Annotated in this window: 22 protein-coding genes; 4 read left to right on the top strand and 18 right to left on the bottom strand. The window is 70.6% G+C overall.

The window, feature by feature from the left end:
* The first annotated feature begins 54 nt into the window (after positions 1-54).
* Positions 55-1,170: an ADP-ribosylglycohydrolase family protein gene (locus tag ABN611_RS28140; RefSeq protein ID WP_350275255.1), complete on the top strand. Its 1,116-nt coding sequence runs from the start codon at positions 55-57 to the stop codon at positions 1,168-1,170.
* On the opposite strand, the gene ABN611_RS28135 is transcribed toward ABN611_RS28140, so the two are convergent.
* From ABN611_RS28135 to ABN611_RS28065, 15 genes are all read right to left on the bottom strand, one after another.
* Positions 1,171-2,751, bottom strand: coding sequence for a BBE domain-containing protein (locus ABN611_RS28135; RefSeq protein WP_350275254.1), 1,581 nt, complete (start codon positions 2,749-2,751; stop codon positions 1,171-1,173).
* A gap of 89 nt (positions 2,752-2,840) precedes the next feature.
* Complete coding sequence (locus ABN611_RS28130; protein ID WP_350275253.1) at positions 2,841-3,548, bottom strand: A24 family peptidase; 708 nt, start codon at positions 3,546-3,548, stop codon at positions 2,841-2,843.
* An 11-nt stretch (positions 3,549-3,559) separates the two neighbouring features.
* Positions 3,560-4,603, bottom strand: a complete 1,044-nt coding sequence (locus ABN611_RS28125) for a DUF2330 domain-containing protein (protein ID WP_350275252.1) — start codon at positions 4,601-4,603, stop codon at positions 3,560-3,562.
* 14 nt (positions 4,604-4,617) lie between these two features.
* Positions 4,618-6,126, bottom strand: a complete 1,509-nt coding sequence (locus ABN611_RS28120) for an FAD-binding protein (RefSeq protein ID WP_350275251.1) — start codon at positions 6,124-6,126, stop codon at positions 4,618-4,620.
* Positions 6,113-6,937: a shikimate dehydrogenase gene (locus tag ABN611_RS28115; RefSeq protein WP_350275250.1), complete on the bottom strand. Its 825-nt coding sequence runs from the start codon at positions 6,935-6,937 to the stop codon at positions 6,113-6,115. The genes ABN611_RS28120 and ABN611_RS28115 overlap by 14 nt, the downstream gene beginning before the upstream one ends.
* Before the next feature lies 1 nt (position 6,938).
* On the bottom strand, positions 6,939-8,144 hold the full coding sequence (gene mltG / locus ABN611_RS28110; RefSeq protein ID WP_350275249.1) for an endolytic transglycosylase MltG: 1,206 nt from the start codon (positions 8,142-8,144) through the stop codon (positions 6,939-6,941).
* Positions 8,141-8,599, bottom strand: coding sequence for a Holliday junction resolvase RuvX (gene ruvX, locus ABN611_RS28105; RefSeq protein ID WP_350275248.1), 459 nt, complete (start codon positions 8,597-8,599; stop codon positions 8,141-8,143). Before ruvX ends, mltG begins: the two co-directional genes overlap by 4 nt.
* A gap of 13 nt (positions 8,600-8,612) precedes the next feature.
* Positions 8,613-11,282 (bottom strand): alanine--tRNA ligase, encoded by a 2,670-nt coding sequence (gene alaS, locus ABN611_RS28100; protein WP_350275247.1) that lies wholly within the window; start codon positions 11,280-11,282, stop codon positions 8,613-8,615.
* A 5-nt stretch (positions 11,283-11,287) separates the two neighbouring features.
* A complete protein-coding gene (locus ABN611_RS28095) occupies positions 11,288-11,524 on the bottom strand; it encodes a DUF6167 family protein (protein WP_350275246.1) in 237 nt (78 codons plus the stop codon).
* Positions 11,521-11,931, bottom strand: a complete 411-nt coding sequence (locus ABN611_RS28090; protein ID WP_167209706.1) for a DUF948 domain-containing protein — start codon at positions 11,929-11,931, stop codon at positions 11,521-11,523. The genes ABN611_RS28095 and ABN611_RS28090 overlap by 4 nt, the downstream gene beginning before the upstream one ends.
* Before the next feature lie 184 nt (positions 11,932-12,115).
* Positions 12,116-12,814, bottom strand: a complete 699-nt coding sequence (locus tag ABN611_RS28085; protein WP_350275245.1) for a hypothetical protein — start codon at positions 12,812-12,814, stop codon at positions 12,116-12,118.
* 41 nt (positions 12,815-12,855) lie between these two features.
* On the bottom strand, positions 12,856-13,185 hold the full coding sequence (locus tag ABN611_RS28080; protein ID WP_350275244.1) for a nuclear transport factor 2 family protein: 330 nt from the start codon (positions 13,183-13,185) through the stop codon (positions 12,856-12,858).
* A complete protein-coding gene (locus tag ABN611_RS28075; RefSeq protein WP_350275243.1) occupies positions 13,182-14,639 on the bottom strand; it encodes a replication-associated recombination protein A in 1,458 nt (485 codons plus the stop codon). The genes ABN611_RS28080 and ABN611_RS28075 overlap by 4 nt, the downstream gene beginning before the upstream one ends.
* 44 nt (positions 14,640-14,683) lie before the next feature.
* A complete protein-coding gene (locus ABN611_RS28070) occupies positions 14,684-15,628 on the bottom strand; it encodes a hypothetical protein (protein ID WP_350275242.1) in 945 nt (314 codons plus the stop codon).
* Entirely contained in the window at positions 15,625-15,876 is a 252-nt protein-coding gene (locus ABN611_RS28065; RefSeq protein WP_350275241.1) for a hypothetical protein, read from the bottom strand. Before ABN611_RS28065 ends, ABN611_RS28070 begins: the two co-directional genes overlap by 4 nt.
* A gap of 123 nt (positions 15,877-15,999) precedes the next feature.
* Here ABN611_RS28065 and tnpB point away from each other — a divergent pair, with 123 nt between their 5' ends.
* Entirely contained in the window at positions 16,000-17,298 is a 1,299-nt protein-coding gene (gene tnpB, locus ABN611_RS28060) for an IS607 family element RNA-guided endonuclease TnpB (protein ID WP_350275240.1), read from the top strand.
* Between the two features lie 49 nt (positions 17,299-17,347).
* On the opposite strand, the gene ABN611_RS28055 is transcribed toward tnpB, so the two are convergent.
* The 3 genes from ABN611_RS28055 to ABN611_RS28045 form a co-directional block, all read right to left on the bottom strand.
* Positions 17,348-17,965, bottom strand: a complete 618-nt coding sequence (locus ABN611_RS28055) for a VC0807 family protein (protein ID WP_350275239.1) — start codon at positions 17,963-17,965, stop codon at positions 17,348-17,350.
* 163 nt (positions 17,966-18,128) lie between these two features.
* On the bottom strand, positions 18,129-20,669 hold the full coding sequence (locus ABN611_RS28050; protein WP_350275238.1) for an accessory Sec system translocase SecA2: 2,541 nt from the start codon (positions 20,667-20,669) through the stop codon (positions 18,129-18,131).
* Positions 20,670-20,714: 45 nt separating this feature from the next.
* Positions 20,715-21,521 (bottom strand): GNAT family N-acetyltransferase, encoded by an 807-nt coding sequence (locus ABN611_RS28045; protein WP_350275237.1) that lies wholly within the window; start codon positions 21,519-21,521, stop codon positions 20,715-20,717.
* Between the two features lie 139 nt (positions 21,522-21,660).
* Here ABN611_RS28045 and ABN611_RS28040 point away from each other — a divergent pair, with 139 nt between their 5' ends.
* Positions 21,661-22,263, top strand: coding sequence for a hypothetical protein (locus tag ABN611_RS28040; RefSeq protein WP_350275236.1), 603 nt, complete (start codon positions 21,661-21,663; stop codon positions 22,261-22,263).
* A gap of 124 nt (positions 22,264-22,387) precedes the next feature.
* Complete coding sequence (locus ABN611_RS28035) at positions 22,388-23,611, top strand: vanadium-dependent haloperoxidase (RefSeq protein WP_350275235.1); 1,224 nt, start codon at positions 22,388-22,390, stop codon at positions 23,609-23,611.
* Positions 23,612-23,636 lie beyond the last annotated feature (25 nt).

Genomic DNA, 23,636 nt, shown 5'->3' with positions numbered 1-23,636 from the left:
CCCTGGAACCCGTCTTGAAGGTAGCGCTGACACCACCCTCGATAGGGTCCTGGCATGACGCGGCGGGACATGGAGACGTGGCGGGCGCAGGTGCGCGGGTGTCTGCTGGGTGGGGCGATCGGGGACGCGCTGGGCGGACCGGTCGAGTTCGAGGACGGGCGCTCGATCGTCGCGAAGCACCCGGCCGGCGTCCGGACCTTCGTGGACGGCGGGCCCGGCTGGCCGCCCGGGACCGTCACCGACGACACCCAGATGACGCTGTTCACGGTCGAGGGGCTGATCCGGGCCGGCGTCCGTACCGACCGCGGGCTCGGGCTGACCGTGGCTGTCGTACAGCACGCGTACGACCGGTGGCTGGACACGCAGACGCTGCCCGGGCCGAGCGGTGAACGCGACGGCTGGCTGCACCGCGAGCAGTGGCTGTACGCGCGCCGTGCACCGGGCAACACCTGCCTCACCGCGCTGACCGAGGCGCGCAAGGGCGACGCGAAGATCCCGCAGTTCGGTGCGCAGGCCGTCAACGACTCGAAGGGCTGCGGCGGCGTGATGCGGGTCGCGCCGTTCGGGCTGATGCCGCAGGTGTACCCGATCGACTGGATCTTCGACTCGGCCGCCGACGCTGCCGGGTACACGCACGGCCATCCGACCGGCAAGCTGGCCTCCGGCACGCTGGCCGCGATCATCCATGCGCTGTGCGCCGGCGCCGGCCTCGACGAGGCGATCACTCAGGCCACCAGCATCCTGGTCCAGCGCCAGGGCCACGAGGAGACCAGTACGGCGCTCTCGTTCGCGCGGCAACTGGCCGCCACCGCGCCGCCCGGCCCGGTCACGGTCGAGCGCCTCGGCGGCGGCTGGATCGCCGAGGAGGCGCTGGCGATCGCGGTCTACGCCGCCCTCGCCTACCCCGAGCCCGAGCAGTTCCTGGACGCCCTGGCGCTTGCGGTGACGCACTCCGGTGACAGCGACTCCACCGGCGCGATCTGCGGCAACGTCCTGGGCGCCCTGCACGGCGAGACGGCTCTCCCCGCGGAGCTCGTCTTCGCCGTCGAGGGTCGTGGGGTCATCCTGCAGCTCGCCGACGACTTCGCGATGGAGTTCAGCCAGCGGCAGCGGCTGCACGGTGACTACGGCCCGTTCACCGAGTGGACGACCCGCTACCCCGGCTGGTGACTAGCGCGGCTCGATCGAAAGCTTGTGCCGGAACACGTTCCGCGGGTCCCACTTCGCCTTGATCTGCTGCAGCCGCGGGTAGTTGCCGAGATAGTACAGCTCGTGCCACGGCACCCCTGAGGTGTTGTACGCCGGATCGGCCAGGTCGACGTCCGGGTAGTTGATGTACGACCCGGCGTTGATCGCGTTCGGCACCGGTACGCCGCCCGTGTCGCGGTAGATGGCGGTGTACGTCTTCCGCGCCCACGCGAGGTGCTTGTCGTCGTCGGCGGCGGACGTCCACGCGGCGCTGAGCACCATCTTGGCGACCACGTCGCGCTGTGCGGACGCGGTCGCGTCGGCCGGGACGGTGTTGACCTTCCCGCCGTACGGCACGAGCAGCACGGACGACTGCGGTCCTTCGTACGTCGTGTCGGTCAGCGCGCGGTACAGCGCCACGATCTGTTCGTCGGTGTAGCCCTGCTTCAGGTAGCCGGCCTTGTACTTGGCGCGTGCCGGCGTCGGGGTCTCCGCGATCGAGCGCTCCATCGTGGTGTGCAGGAACGGCCCGACGCCGGTGTCGATCACCTGCGGCTTCGGGTCCACACCGACCGTCATCGCGGCGTTGAACGCGTTCATCAGCTTCTCCGAGTCCGGCGCCGCGGCGTCGAGCTGGGTGGAGAGCAGGAACTGGCCGGCCGACGAGTGCGTGAGGATGAACGGCGCGTAGAGCGTCGCGTACGGCGAGTCCGCCGTGTTGTGCTGCTCGAAGAAGTCGAACCAGTTCCGCACCGTGCGCACGAACCCGGCCTGGGTCATCGTCTTCCAGTCGTACAGCAGCAGGCTCGCCCGCAGCGCGGCCGGTGCCTTGGGCAACGATTCCGCGGGCGACCGGCCGGAGGCGCCGGCCGAGCGCATCAGGTAGCGGGTGACGACACCGAAGTTCCCGCCGCCACCCCCGGTGTGCGCCCACCACAGGTCGCGGTGCGCGTTGTCCCGCGTCGCCACCACCGAGTGGGCGCGGCCGCGGGCGTCGACGACCACCAGCTCCACGCCGTACAGGTGATCGACGACCGAGCCGTGCTTGCGCGACAGCGGCCCGTACCCGCCGCCGCTGAAGTGCCCGCCGACCCCCACGCTGAGGCAGCCCCCGCCGGGCACCGTCACACCCCAGCCGTAGAACAGCTCCTTGTACACGGTCTCGAGCGTCGCCCCGGCGCCGATCGAGAAGGCGCGGTACTGCGGGTCCCAGGTGACCGCGTCGTACGTCGACATGTCGAGCAGCACCTCGACGTCGCTGCTGTCCACGAAGTCCTCGAAGCAGTGCCCACCGCCGCGGACTGCGATCCGCTTGCCGCTGCGTACTGCGTCCTGGACGGCGGCGACCGCGTCCTCGCCGGACTGGATCACGCGCGCGTAGTCGGGGGTGCCGACGAAGCGGCGGTTCTGACCGCGCAGCACCAGGTCCTGGTAGCGCGCGTCGTTCGGGCCGATCTTGGTGCTGGTGCTCGCCACTGCGGCAGCGGACGCCGTACCGGGAACAGCGAGCGCGGCACCCGCGACGGCGGTTCCGGCCAGGAGACCGCGACGACTGACTGGCATGGGTATTCCCTCCCAGAGCTCGATTTCCTCGACCCTAGGAAGGCTCAGGGTTCGCGCACATCAACCGTCGGGGGGAAGCCAGGGATCCCCTATCCGGCGTACAGCCGCTCCAGGGGAGCACCGAGCAGTACGCCGGCCAGTGCCCCGACCAGCATGAACGGCCCGAACGGCACCATCTGCTTCCGGGTCATCACCCGGGTCGCGATCAGCACGATCCCGACCAGCGCGCCGAGGAAGAACCCGCCGTACAACCCGGACACGAACTCGCCCCAGCCGAGCCACCCCAGCGCGCCGCCGAGCAGCCCGGACAGCCGGACGTCGCCGAACCCGACGCCGCGCGGGAACGCGAACCAGAGCACGTAGAACACCGCGAACCCGATCGCGCCCGCGATCACCGCGCGCCGCAACGACCCCCACTCCCCCGTCGCGGCCGCGGCCGCGAGCAGGCCCGCCGCGACGACGACGTACATCGGCCAGATGATCACCGACGGCAGGTACCGCGTCCGCGCGTCGATGTAGCCGAGCACCGCACCGGCCACCGCCAGGACCAGCCACACGGGCAGCACCGCCGCGAGACCGATCAACCAGCCGAGCAACCCGCCCGCCGGCGCAGCGAGACCACCGCACCAGTACGCCGCCCTCCGCCCGGCGAGGGACGCGTACGGGATCTTGGTCTCGCCCTCGTCGAGGACGGGCTCCGGGATGCGCCGCATCAACCACGGCCCGAGCACGAACGCGGCCGGACCACAGAGGACCACACCGATCCCCGCAGCGAGCAACGCGTTCTCAGCCGGCACGATCGAGCAGCCTAGCGGCTGGCCGCCGCGCGTTTCGCCAGCACCCGGGCGAGTACGGCCGCGCCGCCGCCGAGCAGCAGCAGGCCGCCGAACAGCACCGCGATCGTGCTCCACAAGCCGTCGTTCTCGGTGACGTAGGTGATGCGCTGGTACGCGTCGTCGTTCGCGGCCCGCTCGAACGTGAAGTCGTCGGTGATCCGGCCCGGCTCGCGGTACGTCGCCGTGTACGCGGTCAGGAAGTCCGCGGGCTGCTCCACCACGTCGCTGTCGACCCGGCCGGCGAACAGCAGTTCGGGCCTCACCGCGGCGTCCGGCACCTTCGTGGCGTCCACGCGGTGTTCCGCGGCGACGTACACGGTGACGGTCTGGGTGGTCGTCGCGCCCTTGCTCAGCCGCATCGGGTACACGATCCGGTCCGACGCGAACGTGAGCCGCAGCGGCGGCGTCGCGCCGCTCAGGCTCTCGCCGTCGCTCCGCGGCGCCAGCTTCACCGCGACGATCTCCCACTTCTCCGTCAGGTACGGCGTGAGGTTGGCGGCCAGCGTGTCCGGTACGACGTACCCGTTGGTGCGCAGCCAGTCCGTGACCGCCGTACCGCTGGAGCCGCCGAGCCGGGTGACGGCGAACGGGCCGAGCAGCATCTGCTGCTTGACGTTGACACCCGCGTCCGCGGTGGGCGCGCCGGCCGAGTCGCCGCGGCCGCTGCCCATGATCCCGAGGTCGCGGAACGGCCAGTACGTCTTCTTCACCACGCGCTTCGGGCGGATCAGCTGCTCGAGCCGGGAGAACAGGTACTCGTCGCCGAGGTCGACCTTCGCGGCGGCCGGGACCGGCATGATCCACGCCGCCTTCTTCGACGCACCGCGCACCGCCATCGACAGCGTGATCCGCTCGGTGCCGCCGGAGTGCTCGACCAAGGCGTTCTCGCCGTACGCGCGGGCCTGGGACTCCCGGTCCGGCAGGTAGCCGCCGCAGGCACACGCCCACGCCGGAGTGACTCCGGCCGCGACGAATCCGACGGCCAGCACACCCGCGATCACCCGCCAAAGCTTCACGGGCCGAACACTAGCTAGCCGAGGGTGTACGGAGTGTGGAAGAAGTTGTCCGGGTCGTACTTCTTCTTCGCCGCGTCGAGCCGGGACGCGCTCGCGCCGTAGTACGAACTGACCGCCCGGCCGGTCTCGACGTAGTTGACGTAGCCGCCCGCGGAGGCCGAGCGGACAGCGGCGTGACCGTTGGCGATGAAGGTCTGCGCGCCCTTGTTCTGCGCCGAGGAGTACCACTGGATGACCGCGAGCGCGCTGCGCCAGGGCCACGAGGAGCCGCCCGCTGGCTGCTTCGCGGCCTGGCCGCCGAGTGGATCGAGTATCGCCGAGGCGGGCGTCGCCGCCCGCGCGGCGGCCTTCACCGCGCCGAGCAGCCCGGTGATCGTCGCCGCGTCCAGCGGGCCTTTCAGGACGTCGGAACCGGCGAGGAAACGCTGGCGCGGACTCGTCGTGCCGCCGCCGAGGTACTTCACGGCCTCCAGATGCGACTTCACCGACAGCGTGCGGGCCGACGCCTTCGCGCCGACCAGCGACTCCAGTTGCGCGGCCGCCGCCGTGGCGTCGCCGGTGGTGGACACACCCAGCACGCGGATCGCCAGCGTGCCGTTGCTCCTGGCATCGACGTGCAGGTTGGCCCAGACCGTCGTCGGCGCGCTCTGCGCGAACTGCTGCCAGCCGCGGACGACGGCCGCCGCCTGCGGCTCCGGCCAGCTGAGCCGGAAGAACCCGAGCTTGGTCGCCGGGATCGTCGCGAACCGGAACGACGTGACCACGCCGAAGTTGCCGCCGCCGCTGCCGCGCAGGGCCCAGAACAGCTCGGGCTCCGCGTCCGCGCTGACGGTGTGGGACATGCCGTCCGCGGTGACGACGTCCATCGACACCACCCGGTCGCAGGTCAGGCCGTACGTACGGGTGTGGACCCCCATTCCGCCGCCGAGCGTGAGGCCCGCGACGCCGACGGTCGGGCACGTCCCGGTCGGCAGCGAGCGGCCGTACCGGTCGAGGAACACGTGGACGTCGTACAGGCGGGCGCCGGCGCCGACGGTGAGGACGTCGTTCGCGTAGCTCATGCTCTTGAGGCCGCCGACGTCGAGCTGCACGCCGTCGGCGATCGTGGACGCGCCGACGTACGAGTGGCCGCCGCTCTTCGGGACGAGCGCGAGCTTGTTGGCGCGGGCGAAGGTGATCGCCTGCTGGACGTCGGACGGTTTCGTCGCCTTCACCACGGCGGCCGGGCGGACGCTGTCCCAGCGCGGGTCGAAGAGCTGGTGCGCGGCGGCGTACCCGGAGGTGGAGGGCAGGTAGAGGGGGCCTTCGAGGGCGCGGGCGAAGCTGTTCCAGTTCGGCCCGCTCGATGTCGGGGCCGGTGTGCTACTGGGCTTGCTGGACGTCGTGGAGGTTGGGGCGGTGCTCGCGGTCGGCGACGGGCTTGCCGTACCGCCGGTATCCGTCCTGTCGCTGCAACCGGCGAGCGTGACGGCGGCCGCGGCGCCGCCGGCGATCAGGAGGGTACGACGGTCAAGCAGGCTCACGGTCCCCCAGCTCCTCACGCGCAGCCGTCCGCATGGCCGCCAGAGGAGCCGGCGACCTACCCGTCATCATCTCGACCTGGAGGGTCGCCTGGTGCACGAGTAGATCAAGTCCGTTCAACAGCTCTGTACCGATCCGGTGCGCCGCGAGCGCGAGCCGGGTCGGCCAGGGGTGGTACGCGACGTCGAACACCACCGGCGCGACGCCGGCGAAGTGCTCCGCCCACGGGTCGACCGCGCCGCCGGGCAGCGTCGACACGCACAGGTCGAAGCCGCCGATCTGCTCGACCTGCGAGAAGTCCGCGACCGACGTCCGGAGGCCGAGCTCCGCCGCCAGGTCCCGCAGCCGCTCCGCCTTCGAGATGTCCCGGACGACGACCGTCACCTCGGTGACCTTCATGCCGCGGAGTGCCGCGAGGGTCGACGCGGCCGTCGCGCCGCCGCCGAGCACGACGGCACTCTCGGCCGCGGTGATCCCGCGCTCGGCGAACGCGTTCACCAGCCCGGGTACGTCGGTGTTGTGCGCGGACCGGGATCCGTCGGGCTCGAACAGCATCGTGTTCGCGGCGCCGATCAGCTCCGCGACCGGATCGACGGTGTCGGCCAGGTCCAGCGCGACCCGCTTCAGCGGCATCGTCAGCGACAACCCGCGGACGTCCTCACCGAGCGACGCGACGAAGCCGCGCAGCTCGTCCTCCTCCACCTGGAACGCGTCGTACGTCCAGTCCAGCCCGAGCGCGGCGTACGCCGCCCGGTGCATCGCCGGCGACAACGAATGCGCGATCGGCGAACCGAGGACAGCGCAACGGGTCAAGTCAGCACCTGCCCTTGTGAGCCTGGCACCACGCCTGGAGCTTGTCGACGTTGGCCTCGTGCTCCTCGGCGGTGCTGGCGAACGCGGTCTCGCCGGTGTCGAGGTTGATCAGCGTGAAGTACAGCCACGAGCCCTGCGCCGGGTTGATCGCGGCGCGCAGCTCGTCACGGGTCGGCGAGTTGATCGGCGTCGGCGGCAGGCCCTTGTGCTTGTACGTGTTGTACGGCGACGGGTTGGCGCGCTGCTCCGGGGTGGTGAAGACACCGCCGTCCCTGCCGACCACGTAGTGGATCGTCGAGTCCATCTGCAGCCGCATGCCCCTGGCCAGCCGGTTGTAGATCACCCGCGCGACCTTGGCGTAGTCCTCGGACCTGTTGGTCTCGGCGCCGATGATGCTGGCCACGATCACCGCCTGGTACGGGTCCAGCTTCTTCCGCTTCGCGGTGTTCACCAGGTCCAGCGACGCGGCGTTCTTCGCGTAGTTCGCCGTCATCAGCTTGATCATCGTGTACGCCGTCGCGTTCTTCGGCACGTCGTACGTCCCCGGGGACAGGAAGCCCTCGGCGTTGCCGCGCGCGTACGGCGGCAGGCCGAGCTGGGCCGGGGTCCCGAGCGCCTTCGCGGCGGCGCCGGCCGGCAGCTTGAGCTTCGAGCCCTGCAGGATCATCGCGACCTCGGCCTTGGTCTTGCCGGCCGGGACGCTGATCCGCGCCACTCGGACCGACTCGGCCGTGTTCAGCATCAGGTCGAGCGCCGCCTTCGCGGACATGTGCTTGCGCAGCGTGTACGTGGCCGCCTGGATCTGCAGCGACCGCGGGTCGTCGCGGGCCACCCGCTCGAACGCGCGGGCGCTCTTCACGACCTCTTTCTTCTCCAGGGTGTCCGCGATCGACGCGGTCGCCTGGCCCTTGGTGATCTCGACGATCACCGTGCCGGTGCCCGCGCCCTCGTAGTCCGGCGCCGAGAACACCCCGGCCAGCGCGTCCTTGCCCTTGCCGAAGCCGATCACCGCGCCGGCCACCAGCGCACCGACGACGAGCAGCGAGACCAGGCCCGCGAAGCAGCCGAACGCCCGGCGGCCGCGCGCCCGGCGCCGGTTCGCCCGCCGCTCCGTGCGGGACTCCGGGCGCAGACCGAGGCCGGTGCCCAGGTCGTCGCGCTGGTCCTCGCCCTCGTTCGTCTCTTCGTGCACCGATGGTCCGTTCACAGGGGCCTCCCGGGTGGGTTGCCGGTCTCGCGCTCGAGGTCGAGCGCGTGCTGGAGAATCACGACCGCCGCGGCCTGGTCGACCACGGCCCGTCGCTTGGAGCCCTTCTTTCCCCGTTCCCGCAACATCCGTTCGGCGGTGACCGTGGTGAACCGCTCGTCCACCAGCCGCACCGTCGTCCCCGTGTTCGTCACGCGTACCTTGTCCCGCACCTGCTCCGCCGTCTCCCGGATCTTCACCGCGGCCGGTCCCTCGCCCCCGGACAGGGAGCGCGGCAGCCCGACCACGATCTCGAACGCCTCCAGTTCGGCGGCGAGTGCCGCGATCCTATCCAGATCGCCCGGCCCGCGCCGGACGGTCTCCACAGGCGTTGCCAGGATCCCGTGCGGATCGCTGCTGGCGACGCCGATCCGGGCATCCCCGATGTCCAGCGCGATCCGCACGCCTCGTCTCATCGTCGGTTCTCTTCTAGCCGGTCACCTGGTGGCCGATGGCGTGCTCGACGGCGTTCAGCGCGTCGTCGGCACCGGCCGCGTCCGTGCCGCCACCCTGGGCGACGTCGTCCTTGCCGCCACCGCGGCCGCCGAGCTTCTCGGCCGCGACCCGCACCAGGTCGCCGGCCTTCAGCCGCCACTCGCGGGCGGTGTCGTTGAGCGCGACCACCACCCCGGGCTTGCCGTCGTTCACACTCAGGACGGCGACCACGGCGGGCTTGTCGTTCGGCATCCGGCCGCGGACGTCGAGGGCCAACTTGCGCAGGTCCCCGCCGTTCACGCCGTCGGGCGCCCGGTGGCCGACGTACTGGACGCCGAAGACGTCCTTGGGGTCGGCCGCCAGCTCGCCCGCGGCCTGCAGGACCTGCGCGGCCCGCACCCGCTCGAGCTCCTTCTCCGCCGCGCGCAGGCGCTCGGCGAGGTCGGCGACCTTCGCCGGCAGCTCTTCCGGACGGGCCTTGAGGTTCTCGCTGAGCAGCCGGACCAGCGCCCGCTCGCGGCCGAGGTAGTGCAGCGCCTCCATGCCGACGAAGGCCTCGATCCGCCGGACCCCGGCGCCGACCGACGATTCGCCGGTCACGGTCAGCGCGCCGACCTGCGACGAGTGCTTCACGTGCGTGCCACCGCAGAGCTCACGCGACCACGGCCCGCCGATCTCGACCACGCGGACCTGCTCGTCGTACGTCTCGCCGAACAGCGCCAGCGCGCCCCACTCCCGGGCCTCCGGCAGCGTCATGTACTGCGCCGACACCGGGAGGTCCTGGCGGACCGCGAGGTTCGCGACCTCCTCGATCTCCGACCGGGTGGCCGCGTCGAGCGCCGACGACCAGGCGAAGTCGAGCCGCAGGTAGCCGGGCTTGTTGTACGAACCGCTCTGCAGCGCGTTCGGGCCCAGCACCTGGCGCAGCGCGGCGTGCACCACGTGCGTCCCGGAGTGCGCCTGGCAGGCCGAGACCCGCCACTCGTGGTCGACCTCCGCGTGCACGTCGGTCCCCGGGCGCAGTACGCCGTCGAGGATCTCGACCTTGTGCACGATCAGGCCCTTCACCGGGCGCTGCACGTCGAGCACCTTCAGCTTCAGGCCGTCGCCGACGATCAGGCCCTCGTCGGCGATCTGGCCGCCGGACTCGGCGTAGAACGGGGTCTTCTCCAGCACGACCTCGACGGTCTCGCCCTGCTCGGCGAACTCGGCGACCGCGCCCTCGCGGAGCAGCCCGCGGACCTGCGAGTCGGTGGCGAGCTCGGAGTACCCGGTGAACTCGGTGACGCCCTTCTCGCGGAGCTCCCGGTACCCCGAGGTGTCCGCGTGACCGGCCTTCTTGGCGCGCGCGTCGGCCTTGGCCCGCTCGCGCTGCTCCTTCATCAGGCTCCGGAAGCCCTCGGTGTCGACGTTCAGGCCCTGCTCGGCCGCCATCTCGATGGTCAGGTCGATCGGGAACCCGTAGGTGTCGTGCAGCTGGAACGCCTTCGCGCCCTCGAGCTGGTGCGCACCGCTGGCCTTGGTGTCACGGACCGCGACGTCGAAGATCGTCGTACCGGCTGTGAGCGTACGGCGGAACGCGTCCTCCTCGGCGTACGCGACCTGGCTGATCCGGCCGAAGTCGGTGACCAGCTCCGGGTACGACTTCTTCATCTGCTCGAGGCTCACCGGGAGCAGCTCGACCAGGCTCGGGTCCTCGTAGCCGAGCAGCCGCATCGAGCGGATCGCGCGGCGGAGCAGCCGGCGCAGTACGTACCCGCCCTGCTCGTTGCCGGGGGTGACGCCGTCGCCGATCAGCATCAGCGCGCTGCGGACGTGGTCCGCGACCACCCGGAACCGGACGTCGTCCTCGTGCTCGGCGCCGTACTTGCGGCCGGTCAGCTCGGACGCCCGCTCGATCACCGGGTAGATCTCGTCGATCTCGTACATGTTGTCGACGCCCTGCAGCAGGTACGCGACGCGCTCCAGGCCGAGACCGGTGTCGATGTTCTTCTTCGGCAGCTCGCCGAGGATCGGGTAGCCCTCCTTGCCGCCGCCCTCACCGCGGATGTTCTGCATGAAGACCAGGTTCCAGAACTCCAGGTAGCGGTCGCCCGCCTCCCAGTCCCGGTCCGCGCCGAACTCCGGGCCGCGGTCGATCAGGATCTCCGAACACGGGCCGCACGGACCCGGGATCCCCATAGACCAGAAGTTGTCCTTCATCCCGAGCCGCACGATCCGGTCGTCGGGCAGGCCGGCGACCCGCTTCCAGAGGTCGATCGCCTCGTCGTCCTCGTAGTACACCGAGGCGTACAGGACCGACTCGTCGAACCCGTAACCGCCCTCGTTCTGCGGTTTGGTGACCAGCTCCCAGGCGTACTCGATGGCCTTCTCCTTGAAGTAGTCGCCGAAGGAGAAGTTGCCGTTCATCTGGAAGAACGTGCCGTGCCGGGTGGTCTTGCCGACCTCGTCGATGTCGAGCGTCCGGACGCACTTCTGCACGCTCGTGGCCCGCGGGTACGGCGGCGTCTGCTGGCCGACGAAGTACGGCACGAACTGGGCCATGCCGGCGACGTTGAACAGCAGGTTCGGGTCCGGCGACGGCAGTGGCGCGCTCGGCACCACGGTGTGGCCCCGGTCCTCGAAGTACTGCAGGAACCGCCGCCTGATCTCACTGGTTTCCATGGGTGTTACCGGTAGTCCTCACGATCGTTGGTGTTCTCGATGCCCAGCGCGTCGCGCAGCTCGGTCTCCCGCTCGGCCATGCCCTCGCGGACCTGGTCGCCGAAGTGCCGGACCGCGGCGGCCAGCTTGGCCGCGGACTCCTGGACACTCTCCGGAGCGAGGATCTGGGCGCGCTTCTTCAACCGGGTGACGGCGTACACGCCGACGGCGATCCCGATGATCAGCCAGAAGATCCGCTTCACCGCTTCCGCGCCTTCCGCTCGGCCTTCATCTCGTCCTTGACGCGCTTGGCGACGTCCTTGCGCTGTTGCTCACCGAGTGCCCGCCGTACGCCGTACGTGAACGCGGCCGCCTTCACCAGCGGGCCGCCGGCGGTGGCCGAGAACAGCGACATCAGCGCGGCCGCGTTGGTGGTCACCGTGGTCGCGTTGTCGGTGATCGTGTCCACCTTCGCCAGCTGGGCGTTGGTGGTCGCGACCGTGGTCGTCACCTCGCCGAGCAGCGGGACACTGGAGTCGGAGACGCCCTTCACCATGATCCGGGTCTCGTCGAACACCTTGCCGAGCTTCAGGATCGGATAGGCCAGCAGGCCCACCAGGATGAGCAGCGCGCAGGCGGCTATCAGCCCCGCGACTTCACCGACGCTCATGGAAACGATCCACCTTCCGTAGCGACCTGATGCGAACTCTGTGCGAGCTTGTGGACCGCCCGACCTTATCGCGCGGCGTGACCGCACCCCGCTCCAGGACACCATCCCGCACATCACAGTCGCTCACCAAACCGGGCCGTTCGCTCGGTAACCCTGCTGTCGCAGGGGGTTCACGACCGGTGGCTCAGCCGAGGCTGAGGGTGAGAGTCGGCAGCGGCAGGCTGGGAAGCAGGGGACGCGGGGTCGGCTTCGTCGGCTTGGGCTTCGGTTTCGTCGGCGTCGGTGTCGGTGTCGGGGTCGGGGTCGGCGACGGTGTGGTCGTCGGGGTCGGCGTCGTGGGGGCGGGTGTGGTCGGGGCCGGGGTGGTGGGGACCGCTGTCGTCGGGGCCGGCGTGGTCGGGGCCGGGGTGGACGGGGCTGAGGTCGTCGTCGGGCCCGTGGTCGGGGTCGTGGGGCCCGCGCTGGGCGGGGCGCTCGACGTGGTCGGGCTGGTCGGCCAGGCCGACGTCTCCGGCCGGGGCTTCGACGCGTCCCTGCGCGAGCTCTCCTGCGTGGCGGTCGGCGCGGACCACGGCGGTACCGGGTCCGAGGTGGTCGGGACCGCCGGCGGCAGGCCGGGAGTGACGGGCTGCAACGGACGCCCCACCGGGAGCGACGGCCGGGTGGTCGAGCGGGACGGGGCCTCGGCGCGTTCAGGCGTACTGGACGCAGCGCCGGCCTGCGGCGCCTCGGCGTTCCGCGCGCCGGACGGGACGAAGAACCAGGCGCCGGCCACCGCGACCACGAGCGTCGCGAGCACACCCAGCTTCAGGATCGGCGGGCGCCGGCGGCTGTGCCGCGCCCCGAACTTCTTGACATGTCGTCCTAGGTGGAACTGCCTCACTGGTAACCCTTCACCCCCAGGTCGCCTGGCAGCCTACCAACTCACGCGCCCGGGTCGAATCGCACCGTCAGCGCCTGGACGGCACCGTCCGGGGTCCACGTCAGCTCCATCGTCCCGGTGCCGCCGTCGGTCCAGCGGAACCGGGCGCTGTCCGTTCCGTCGTACGTCCGGACGTCGAGCACGGTCATCGTGTCGGTCGGCGGATCCTCCCGGTACGCCGCCGCGATCGCCGCCCGTCCGTGGAACGGGCCGACCGGGACGCCCGCGAAGGTCATCGACGCGTCCGCCGCGAACCGGCCGGCGAAACCGTCCCAGTCACCCGTGGCCACCGCCTGGTTGAAGGCGTCGACGTGCTCGGCGACCCGGCTCACTTGCGCTCCTCTTTGCGGTCGCGCTTGCGGTCCCGGAGAATCTTCCGGATCGCCGCGACCCGATCGGCGTACGCCGCCTCGCCGCCGCGGCGGGTGGGGTTGTAGTAGTCGGTGCCGTCGATGACGTCCGGCGCGTACTGCTGGGGGACGATGCCGCGCGGGTCGTCGTGGGAGTACTGGTACGACGACCCGTGGCCGAGCTTCTTCGCACCGGCGTAGTGCGCGTCCCGCAGGTGCGGCGGTACGGGTCCGACCTTGCCTGCCTTCACGTCCGCGATCGCCGCGTCGACCGCCATGATCACCGCGTTGGACTTCGGCGCGAGCGCGAGCGCCACGACCGCCTGCGCGAGGTTGATCCGCGCCTCCGGCATCCCGATCAGCTGCACGGCCTCGGCCGCCGCGACCGCGACTCCGAGCGCCGTCGGGTCCCCCATCCCGATGTCCTCGCTGGCCGAGATCACCAGCCGCCGCGCGATGAACCGCGGATCCTCGCCCGCCTCGATCATCCGCGCGAGGTAATGCATCGCCGCGTCGACGTCCGAGCCCCGGATCGACTTGATCAGCGCCGACGCGACGTCGTAGTGCTGATCCCCCGCCCGGTCGTATCGCACCGCGGCGCGGTCGACCGCGGTCTCCAACGTGACCAGATCGATCACCGCCGGTCCCACGTCCGATGCGGTTGTTTCGTCCGTCGGCTCGGAGGCGTCCTGGTACTTGACGGCCTGGTCGTGCTTGGCGCGGGCTCCGCCGGCGGCGGCCTCCAGGTAGGTGAGAGCTCGGCGGGCGTCGCCGCCGGCCATCCGGAGCAGGTGGTCGCGGGCGTCGTCGGCGAGCTCGAACTCGCCGTTCAGGCCGCGTTCGTCGGTCAGTGCGCGGTCGAGCAAGCGCGAGATGTCCTCGTCGGTGAGTGATTCGAGGGTGAGCAGCAGGCTGCGGGACAGCAGCGGTGAGATGACCGAGAAGAACGGGTTCTCGGTGGTCGCGGCGACCAGGGTCACCCAGCGGTTCTCCACACCGGGCAGCAGCGCGTCCTGCTGCGCCTTCGTGAACCGGTGCACCTCGTCGATGAACAGCACGGTCTCGACGGCCCCAGTCGCGCGGGACAGGTCCCGCCGCGCGGCGTCGATCACCTGCCGGACGTCCTTCACACCGGCGGTGACCGCCGACAGCTCCACGAACTTCCGGTTGGTCTGATGCGACACGACGGCCGCGATTGTCGTCTTCCCCGTCCCCGGCGGACCCCAGAGCAGCAACGACATCGGCTGGTCCCCCTCCACCAACCGCCGCAACGGCGACCCGGGAGCCAGCAGATGCTGCTGCCCCACCAGCTCATCCAAACTCCGAGGCCGCATCCGCACCGCCAACGGCGCCGCCGTATGGTCCACATCCGCCAAACTCCCGCCCCCACGAGCAGGCGCCGGAGCCCCCGGAAGATCAAACAACCCATCACTCACGCCAGCAGCCTAGCCAGCCCCACCGACAGCGCCGTCGGGGACGCTCAGCGGCCCGGCCCGGTACGCCGGTTGGCGGCGTTGCGCAGTGCCGCATTGTCGCGGCGCGTCGGCGGCTGGGTGGTGTCCAGGTTGCCGATCAGGTCTGCGCGGACGGACCGGAGCTGGGCCTGAGCCGGGTCCAGTCGGTGTTCGAACGCTTTCTGCTGGCGGCGTTGTTCGTGCCAGGAGGCGAGGAACAGGGCGCTGGCGGGCGTGTTCATGGCGACCTGGGCCCAGAACGGGGCGCCGGTCATGCCGACTACGGTGGAGTACGCCCAGAGACCGGCGAAGTTCCGTGCGTGGCCCGTGAACGAGCCTTTGGCCGGGACTGCCTGCTGTACGTCGAGTTGCCGCCGGTCGTCCGTCAACTGCTGGCCCTGGCGGACCAGTTCGTTGGCTGCCGCGCGGAGCGGCTCGCTCACCCGGACGTGCGCGCCCTCCGCGATCACGTCGCGCAGGACACTGGCTCTGGCGAACCGGGTCAGCGACTGGACGAGCCACTCGTCGTCCCGCTCCGGCACCTTCACCCGGTCGCCGTACGCCGTCTCGAAGTCCGTCCGCAGGTCGGCGACCGTCGTGACCGGCAACGTCCGGCCGTCCAGCGCGGCCCGGTTGACCGCCTGTGCGGACGCCTCCTCGAGGCTCACACCCCAGTCGTTCTCCGGGTCGAGGGACAGGTCGGCGGCTGCTCCCAGGATCTGTTCGGCGTCCGTCCCCGCCGGGTCCAGGCGTACGTCGTCCAACTGGAGCTTCTGCCACCAGTGCGCGAGCCGGTCCGCGACCTGACGCTCCCGACCGGCCGCTCCCGCCGGGAACGATCGCTCGAAGCGGTCCAGCGCCAGCAGGGCCTCGGTAGCGAACAGGTCCACGACCTGCTGCGCCGCGGCGAGCTCGTCACGGCTGGGTTCGCCGCGATAGCCCCGCGGCGTACGCGGCGTCAGCGGCGTCACGAGCGGGCGTCCAGCTCGGCCTGGACCCGTTCGACGGCCTCTGCCCGGCGCCGCAACTTGTCGAACCGCTCCGCCTGTTCCGGCTCCGCGGCCTGGTAGTCGGCGTCCTCGGCTGCGTCGGCGGGGACGTACCACCACCGCCCGTCGTACCAGGTCGGGCTGACTTCGGCCCCGGCGAGCATCACCGTCGCCGAACCGTCATCGATCAACTCGCGCATGCGCGCTTGCGAAACGTAGTCGTCGGTCACTCGACCGAGAGTAGGCGGCCGACGGGGTCGCGCCGCGGATACCTGCCGGATATGTGTCGGTGGGGTCGGCGAGACTGCAGGCATGCCTGACGATTCTGTCGCCCCCGTGTCCGGGGAGCCATCGTGACGCTTCGGGCATACAAGTACGCGCTGAACCCGACACCCCGTCAGGCGAGGTACCTGGATGGGCACTGTGGCGCTGCGCGTAAGGCGTTCAATTGGGGTCTGGGGCGGGTCAAGGCGGTGATGGATCAGCGGGCAGCCGAAGGCAGCTACGGCATCCCGCACCAGCTGCAGACTCCGGCGATCTCCTGGTCGATGTACTCGCTGCGCAAAGCATGGAACCATGCCAAGGCCGACGTGGCTCCCTGGTGGGCGGAGTACTCCAAGGAGGCCTACGCATCGGGTCTGACCCAGCTGGCGGCGGCATTGAAGAACTGGCACGACTCCCGTAGGGGCATGCGCGCCGGTCGAGCGGTGGGATTCCCGCGGTTCAAGTCCAAGCGTACGGCGGTCAGGTCGTGCCGGTTCACCACCGGCGCCATCGGATGTGACGACCGGTACGCCGTGCTTCCGCGCATCGGACGCATACGGCTGCACGAGACACCGGCGCCCGAACTCGTCGACGGCAGCGTCCGGATCACGGCCGCAACGATCCGGTTCGAGCGGGGCCGATGGTTCGTGTCCTTCACTGTCGAGCAGGTGATCTCCACGCGAGCCGTGAAGCATCCCGATGCTGTGGTTGGCGTGGATCTGGGGGTCAAGAACCTCGCAATGCTCGCCGCGCCGGATATCGAGCCGCAAGCGGTGCAGAACCCGAAACATCTGGACACGTCGATGCGCAAGTTGGGGAGGCTGTCACGTCGGGTATCGCGTCGTCGTGGCCCGGATCGTCGTACTGGTCGCGTGGCGTCAAACCGGTGGAAGCGTGCCAGCTCCCAGCGCAACCGAGTCCATCACCGGGTCTGGTACCAGCGCGCCGACGCGCTGCACAAGCTCACCACCGCGATCGCGGCCGAGTACGGCATCGTCGTGGTCGAGGACCTCAACGTCGCTGGGATGCTCAAGAACAAGCGTCTTGCCCGCCGGCTCGGAGATGTAGGGTTCGGCGAGATCCGGCGGCAATTGGCGTACAAGACCAGGTGGAACGGCGGGCGGCTGGTCGTGGCCGACCGCTGGTTCCCGTCCAGCAAGACCTGTTCGGGCTGTGGAGCGGTGAAAGCCAAACTGCTCCTGTCCGAACGCGAGTACAAGTGTGAATTCTGCGGTCTGATCATGGACCGTGACGAGAACGCGGCGAGGAACCTCGCCGCGCTGGCAGTCGCCGTCAGTGGGACGGAGACCTCAAACGGACGCGGAGCCGACCAGAAGACCCGGCTGACCGGGCAGGTGGCTGTGAAACGTCTACCCGGCAGTCCATAGCATCAGACCGGGACCGCCTTGCCAGAGGCTGTGGAGGAGTAGCCGATGACTACTTACTTGCAACGGCGAACACGAGGTGCCATGTGCCGCTGCGGCGGAGCAGGATCAGGGTCGGGACCTGCAGGACGACGATGGTCACGGCGGTGATCACCGGGTCGGTCGCCGGTACGACGGAGATCGGCAACGTGTAGGCCAGCACGATCCGGAGTACGCCGTCGAGGACCGACGCGATCCCCCAGCACACCGTGATCCACTTCCACGCCTCGCGGAACCGCGCGTTCGTCTCCCAGAGCTGCTCCATCACGCGCGCCCGCCGCGGCAGCATCGCGAGCGTGACCGTGTAGCAGATCGGCCGCGGGTGCCGCAGCGACCACAACGTGATGCCGGCGAACGGCAGGCTGACCCATGCGTTGCGGACCAGCAGCATCCGCGCGTCGCCGCCGAGCACGGCGACGATCGCGCTGCCGACCATGCTCAGCACGACCGCCATCCCAATCAGATCGGTACGGCGGGTACGCACGAGCGAGACCGCCGAGCCGATCAGTCCCGGGACGATGCCGACGAGCAAGGCGGTCAGGTCGCTCGCCCCGAGGGCCCGCAGCCCGTAGAACAGCGCGAGCGGGACGGCGATGTCGACCACGAGCAGCCGCGGACCCTTGAGAGGCATGCGGAAAGAGTCGCCCGACCCGCCCCCACCCGGCATCGGGCCGACGGCTGCCCGCCCCTAGACCAAAGTCGGAGTGGACGCCCAGGCCATCACAATCGCCGGCCGGCGGGACGGCGCACGCTGGAAGTGTGCTCGCCGTCCCGGTTGTGATGGCCTGCAGGTCCTACTTCTTCCCGTCCGCCGAGTCCTCGTCGGCGTCCCGGAGCTCCTCCGGCAGGTCGTCGTCCGAGTCGGCGTCGCGGAGCTCCTCGGGGAGTTCGTCCTCGTCGAATTCCTCCGGCAGGATCTCCTCCGGTTCGGCGGCCGAGCCGGGCTTGATCGCGTTGCGGAGGCGGCCGAGGATCCGGTCCGCCTCGGTGCCGAACGGGTTGTCGTTGACCAGGTACGTCCAGGTCGCGGTCGGCCGCGGGATCCCGCTGGCCTCCTCGTTCAGCCCGTCGGCGGTGATCTCCGCGGTGCCGAACGTCTCCGCCGCGTCCTTCCAGGCGTCCTCGATCAGCGTGTCGAACGACGCGATCGCCGACTTGTTGAACTCGTCGATCGGCTTCAGGTGCACGATGCCGCCGGCCAGCGAGCGCAGGTGGATGCCCTCCCGCAGGTCCGCCAGGTACGCCAGGTGGTCGGTCCAGCGCCGGTCCAGGTGCCGCAGCGCGATCCGCCGCGCCGCGCTCTTCACCACGTCCTCGCCGACCTCGTCGACCAGTTCGTCGTACCGCTCCTTGGCCCGTTCGGCGAGCTCCGTCGCGGCCAGGTCCTCGGTCAGCACCTGCTCGCGGGTCTCGAGCAGGATCGCCCGCTGCTGCCCGGTGAGCCGGTTGTACTGCCACGTCGTCCGGTGCAGCTCCGCGTTCGCGCCGTCGGCGACGCGCTGCGCGTGCTCGAGCACCCCGATCGACTTGCGGTCGGTGAGCCGTCCGGTGTCGTCCGGGTGCGGCCGGAGACCGGACGAAACGGAGTACCGCGTGACGAGCTCGTCGGCGAGCGACGCGAAGAACAGCGACCCGCCCGGGTCACCCTGCCGCCCGGCGCGCCCGCGCAGCTGGTCGTCGAGCCGCCGCGACGCGTGCAGGCCCGTGCCGATCACGTAGAGCCCGCCGAGCTCGAGCGCCTTGTCCTTGTCGTGCGACTCGTCCTTGCCGCCCAGCCGGATATCGGTACCCCGCCCGGCCATCTGCGTCGACACGGTCACCGTCCCGGGCACACCGGCCTCGGCGATGATCGCGGCCTCCTCGGCGTCGTTCTTCGCGTTCAGTACGACGTGCTCGATGCCGGCCGCCTCGAGCTGGTCGCTGAGCTGCTCGGACTCCTCGACGCTGTGGGTCCCGATCAGGATCGGGCGTCCGGTCTCGTGCACCTCGGCGATGTGCTCGACGAGCGCCTTGTTCTTCTGGTCGACGGTCAGGTACAGGCGGTCGGGCTCGTCCTTGCGGATGTTCGGCTTGTTCGGCGGTACGACGGCCACCTCGACGTCGTAGAACTCCTGCAGCGACTCCCCGACGACGACCGCCGTACCGGTCATGCCGCACAGGGTCTTGTAGCGCTTGATCAGGGACTGCACGGTGATGCTGTCCAGCACCTCGCCGGAGTCGCTGACCGGGACGGCCTCCTTCGCCTCGACGGCGGCCTGCAGGCCGTCGGGCCAGCGCTGCAGCTTCGCGATCCGGCCGCGGTTGTTGTTGATCAGGCTGACCTTGCCGTCGCGGACCAGGTAGTCGACGTCCTTGCGCAGCAGCACCTCGGCGTGCAGGGCGACGTTGATCTGCGTCAAACGGTCCAGGTTCTCGTCGTCGTACAGGTTGAACTTCTTCGCGACCGCCGGCTCGGCAGCCTCTTCGGTCTCGTCAGCCTCGTCGGGGTCGTCCTCCGCCGCGGCGGCTTCGCCGAGGACCTTCTCGACCTTGTCGGTGCCGCTGTCGGTCAGTGCGACCGTGCGGCCGTCGCCGTCGATCTCGTAGTCGACGCCCGCGCGCAGCGTGCGCACCAGCTGGACCACGTCGTCGTCCAGGGCCTCGTTGCGGGTCGCGCCGGCGAGCACCATCGGCACCCGGGCCTCGTCGATCAGCACCGAGTCGGCCTCGTCGACGAGCGCCACGTCCGCCTCGGCGGTGACCCGGTCCGCCACGTCGGTGACCAGGCGGTCCCGCAGTACGTCGAAACCGATCTCGCTGACCGGGACGTAGCAGACCTCCGCCTGGTACGCCTCGCGGCGCTCCTCCGGCGTGGACACCTGGCCGACGTGCGACACGGTGACGCCGAGCCGCTCGTACACCGGGCGCATCCACTCGGCGTCGCGCTTGGCCAGGTAGTCGTTCACCGCCAGCACGTGCACCTTGCGGCCGCCGACGGCGTACCCCGCGGCGGCGATCGCGCCGGCCAGCGTCTTGCCCTCACCGGTGGCCATCTCGACGACCCGGCCCTGCAGCATCGCCAGCGCACCGACGACCTGCCCGTCGAACGCGCGCTCGCCGATCGCCCGGCGGCCGGCGTCCCGGGCGAGCGCGAGGAACTCGATCTGCTCGTCCTCGTGCAGCCCGCCGCTGGTACGCAGCTCCGCGACCGCCTCGGTCAACTCGTCGTCGGTCAGGGACTGGACCGATTCCTCCGCCTCGCCGACCAGCTGCGTGAGCCGCTCGTACGGGCCGAGATCGATCGAGCCGGGGCGCTGCAGCAGCCGGCGGAAGCGGGAAGCGATTTTCAGGGCCATGATGCAGGCAACGTACAGCCTCGGACGGTCGTTCCGCGCGTCAGGTCAGGGTGTCCACTCGTACGGCGTTGTAGTGGTGACGCCGTACAGGCCGAGTTTCTGCAGGATCGGGCGGGAATCCTCGGAGGCGTCGACGCGGAGGAACTCGTAACCGCGCTCCTTCGCCAAGCGGGCGCGGTGCGCGAGCAGCGCGGAGTACAGGCCCTGGCGGCGCCATTCCGGCAGTGTGCCGCCGCCCCACAGGCTGGCGAACCCGGTGCCCGGGTGGAACCGGATCCACGCGGCCGAGACCGCGGGCCCGTCCGGTCCTCGCAGCGCGTCCTCGACGAGGAACACCGACAGCCGGTCCGGGAACATCCGCGCCTCCGAGGCCAGCCGGTCGACGATCCGCTCCAGCCCGTTGTGCCACAGGCTGTCGGTGAGTACGCCGATCCGCTGGTAGTCGTCGGCGTCCCGCGCCTCCCGCAACCGGACCTTCGACGGCAGCGCCGACGGCCGCTCGAGGACCCGGTCCACCTCGCCCAGGATCAGCGTCTCCGGATCGCCCTTCGCGAACCCGTGCCGCTCGAGCCGCTCCCCCAGGTCGGCCGGCTCGTCGTACGCGTACGTCTTCCACTCGAACGGCAGGCCGCGCTCCCGGAAGAACGCCAGCTCGGCCGCGATCACCGCGTCCGGGTCGTCGCCGAGCCCGCGCGGCGTCTCGACGAATCCCGCGTCCTCAGCCCCCTCGACGTACGAGCGGTGCACCCGGCCGTCCGGGCCGACGTGTTCCTGTTTCCAGCCGGGGATCGCGTCCGCGTCCGGGAGGCGGATCCGGCGGTGGAACACGTCGAGCAGTTCGTCCGGGGTCATCTGCTCATCCTGCACCGTCAGGCAACCGTTTTTCCGGTTGCGGCGCGTGCTCGGGCGGGTACCGGAAATTACCGGTCCCGGAAGTCAACTGACGGGCCCTCGCCGTCGTCACATCAGTGTCCTTGAAAGGGGGGACATCATGAACATCCACCACATCACCCGCAAGACGGCACTCGCCGCCGCCGCGGTCCTGGCGGTTCCGGCCGTCGCCGTCGCCGCACCCGCCGTCTCCGGATCGTCCGCCGCCCCCCGGACCGCCTCCGCGACCACCTCCACGACCACCTCCTGCCCGAGCGGCTGGGGCTCGTTGCCCGAGGCAAGCAGCCGGATGGTCCAGTCGCCGATCACGAACGTCCGCACCGGCCGGCACGCCTGCTTCGACCGGCTCGTCGTCGACCTGCGCGGCCGGGCCCCCGGGTACGACGTCCGCTACGTCAGCACGGTCCGCCAGGACGGGTCCGGTTTCGCCGTCCCGCTCCGCGGCGGCGCGAAGCTGCAGATCGTCGTCCGCGCCCCGTCGTACAACACGTCCGGGCAGTCGACGTACAACCCGGCCAACCGGCGTGAGCTGAGCAACGTCAGCGGTTACCGCACCTTCCGCCAGGTCGCGTTCGCCGGCAGCTTCGAAGGCCAGACCACGATCGGCCTCGGTGTCCGCGCGCGGCTCCCGTTCCGCGTCTTCACCCTCGCGGGACCGGGCTCGAGCAGCCGGCTCGTGGTGGACGTCGCCCACCACTGGTAAGCCCCCACCCAGCGGCCGCCCCCTCCCCCGGGGCGGCCGCACCCCGAGGTGTCAAGCAAAATGTCTAGTTTCCAAGTAGTGATACTGCACTTCGCGGCGGGCTGCCGGGTGTCACGATCCCGGCGTGACGACCTTACGCAGAACGCTTGCCCTGGCGGCCGTGTCCGCCCTCGCCCTGTCCACGCTGGTATCCGCGCCCGCTGCCGGTACCACGACCCCGACCGACGTCGCACTGGAGTGGTACGACGTCACAGCTGAGACTCTCGCCGCCGCCGGCGCGCCGACCCAGGTGACGAACAACCGCACCTGGGCGATCGGCTGGACCGCAGCAACCCGGGCCGTACTGCGATCGCCCGCAGCGCCGGCGCCGTACAAGGAAGCTGCTGTCGCCGCAGCGGTGCACGAGACCTTGGTAGCGCTCGCACCGGCCCGAAAGACCGAGCTGGACCAGGCCCTGACTGCCACACTCGCCCGCATCCCCGACGGCAGCGCGGAAACGGGAGGTGTCGCGGCGGGACGCCAACAGGCACAGGCGGTCCTGGCATCGCGTGCTGACGACGGCCTCGACCCCGCCTCGGTCAACGCGCCCTTCACCCCACCGCCCGCAGCCGCGGGCGTTTGGCAGCCGACGCCGCCGACGTACAGCCCTGCAACGCAGTACGGGAACCGGCTGGCGAAACCGTTCCTGCTCGCGCGGGCCGACCAGTTCCGCCCAGGGCCGCCGCCTGCGCTGGGTTCTCCGCAGTACAACCGCGATCTGGCCGAGGTGCGTGCCGACGGGGCGGTCGGCAGTACGACGCGCACGCAGGCGCAGACCGACACCGCGACGTTCTGGCTCGGCTCGTCGTACGTGCTCTACACCGCGCCGCTGCGCTTCGCCCTGTCCGAAGCAGCTCAACGTCCACTGGCCGAGCGCTTGCAGCTGGTCGCGCTCTTCCACGTCGCCGCGGTCGACACGCAGATCGCCACGTCCGACACGAAGTACGCCTATCTGCGCTGGCGCCCGGTCACCGCACTCCGCGGCACCGCCGACGCGGAGTGGACGCCGCTGCACAACACTCCTGCCCATCCGGACTACCCGAGCGGCCACAACACATACTCCGGCTCGGCCGAGCAGGTGCTGACCACACTGGTCGGCGCACGCACCGCCAAGCCGTACACGATCGGCAGTCCGAGTGCGCCGGGCGTGACGCGCACCTACAGCAACTGGCGCCAGCTCACCGTTGAGAACGTCGACGCCCGCGTGTGGTCCGGCATCCACACCCGTACGGCGGACACGGTCGGAGTGACGCTGGGCCGACAGGTGGCGGCCCACGCGTTGCGCAACTCCGACAAGCTGTTCCGGTGACCCGCGTTCCGGCGGGCGGTTGGCG

This window comes from Kribbella sp. HUAS MG21 (assembly GCF_040254265.1).
Taxonomy (GTDB): Bacteria; Actinomycetota; Actinomycetes; order Propionibacteriales; family Kribbellaceae; genus Kribbella.
Note: the sequence above shows the minus strand (reverse complement) of the source record. Positions and strands in the feature narration are given on the sequence as shown.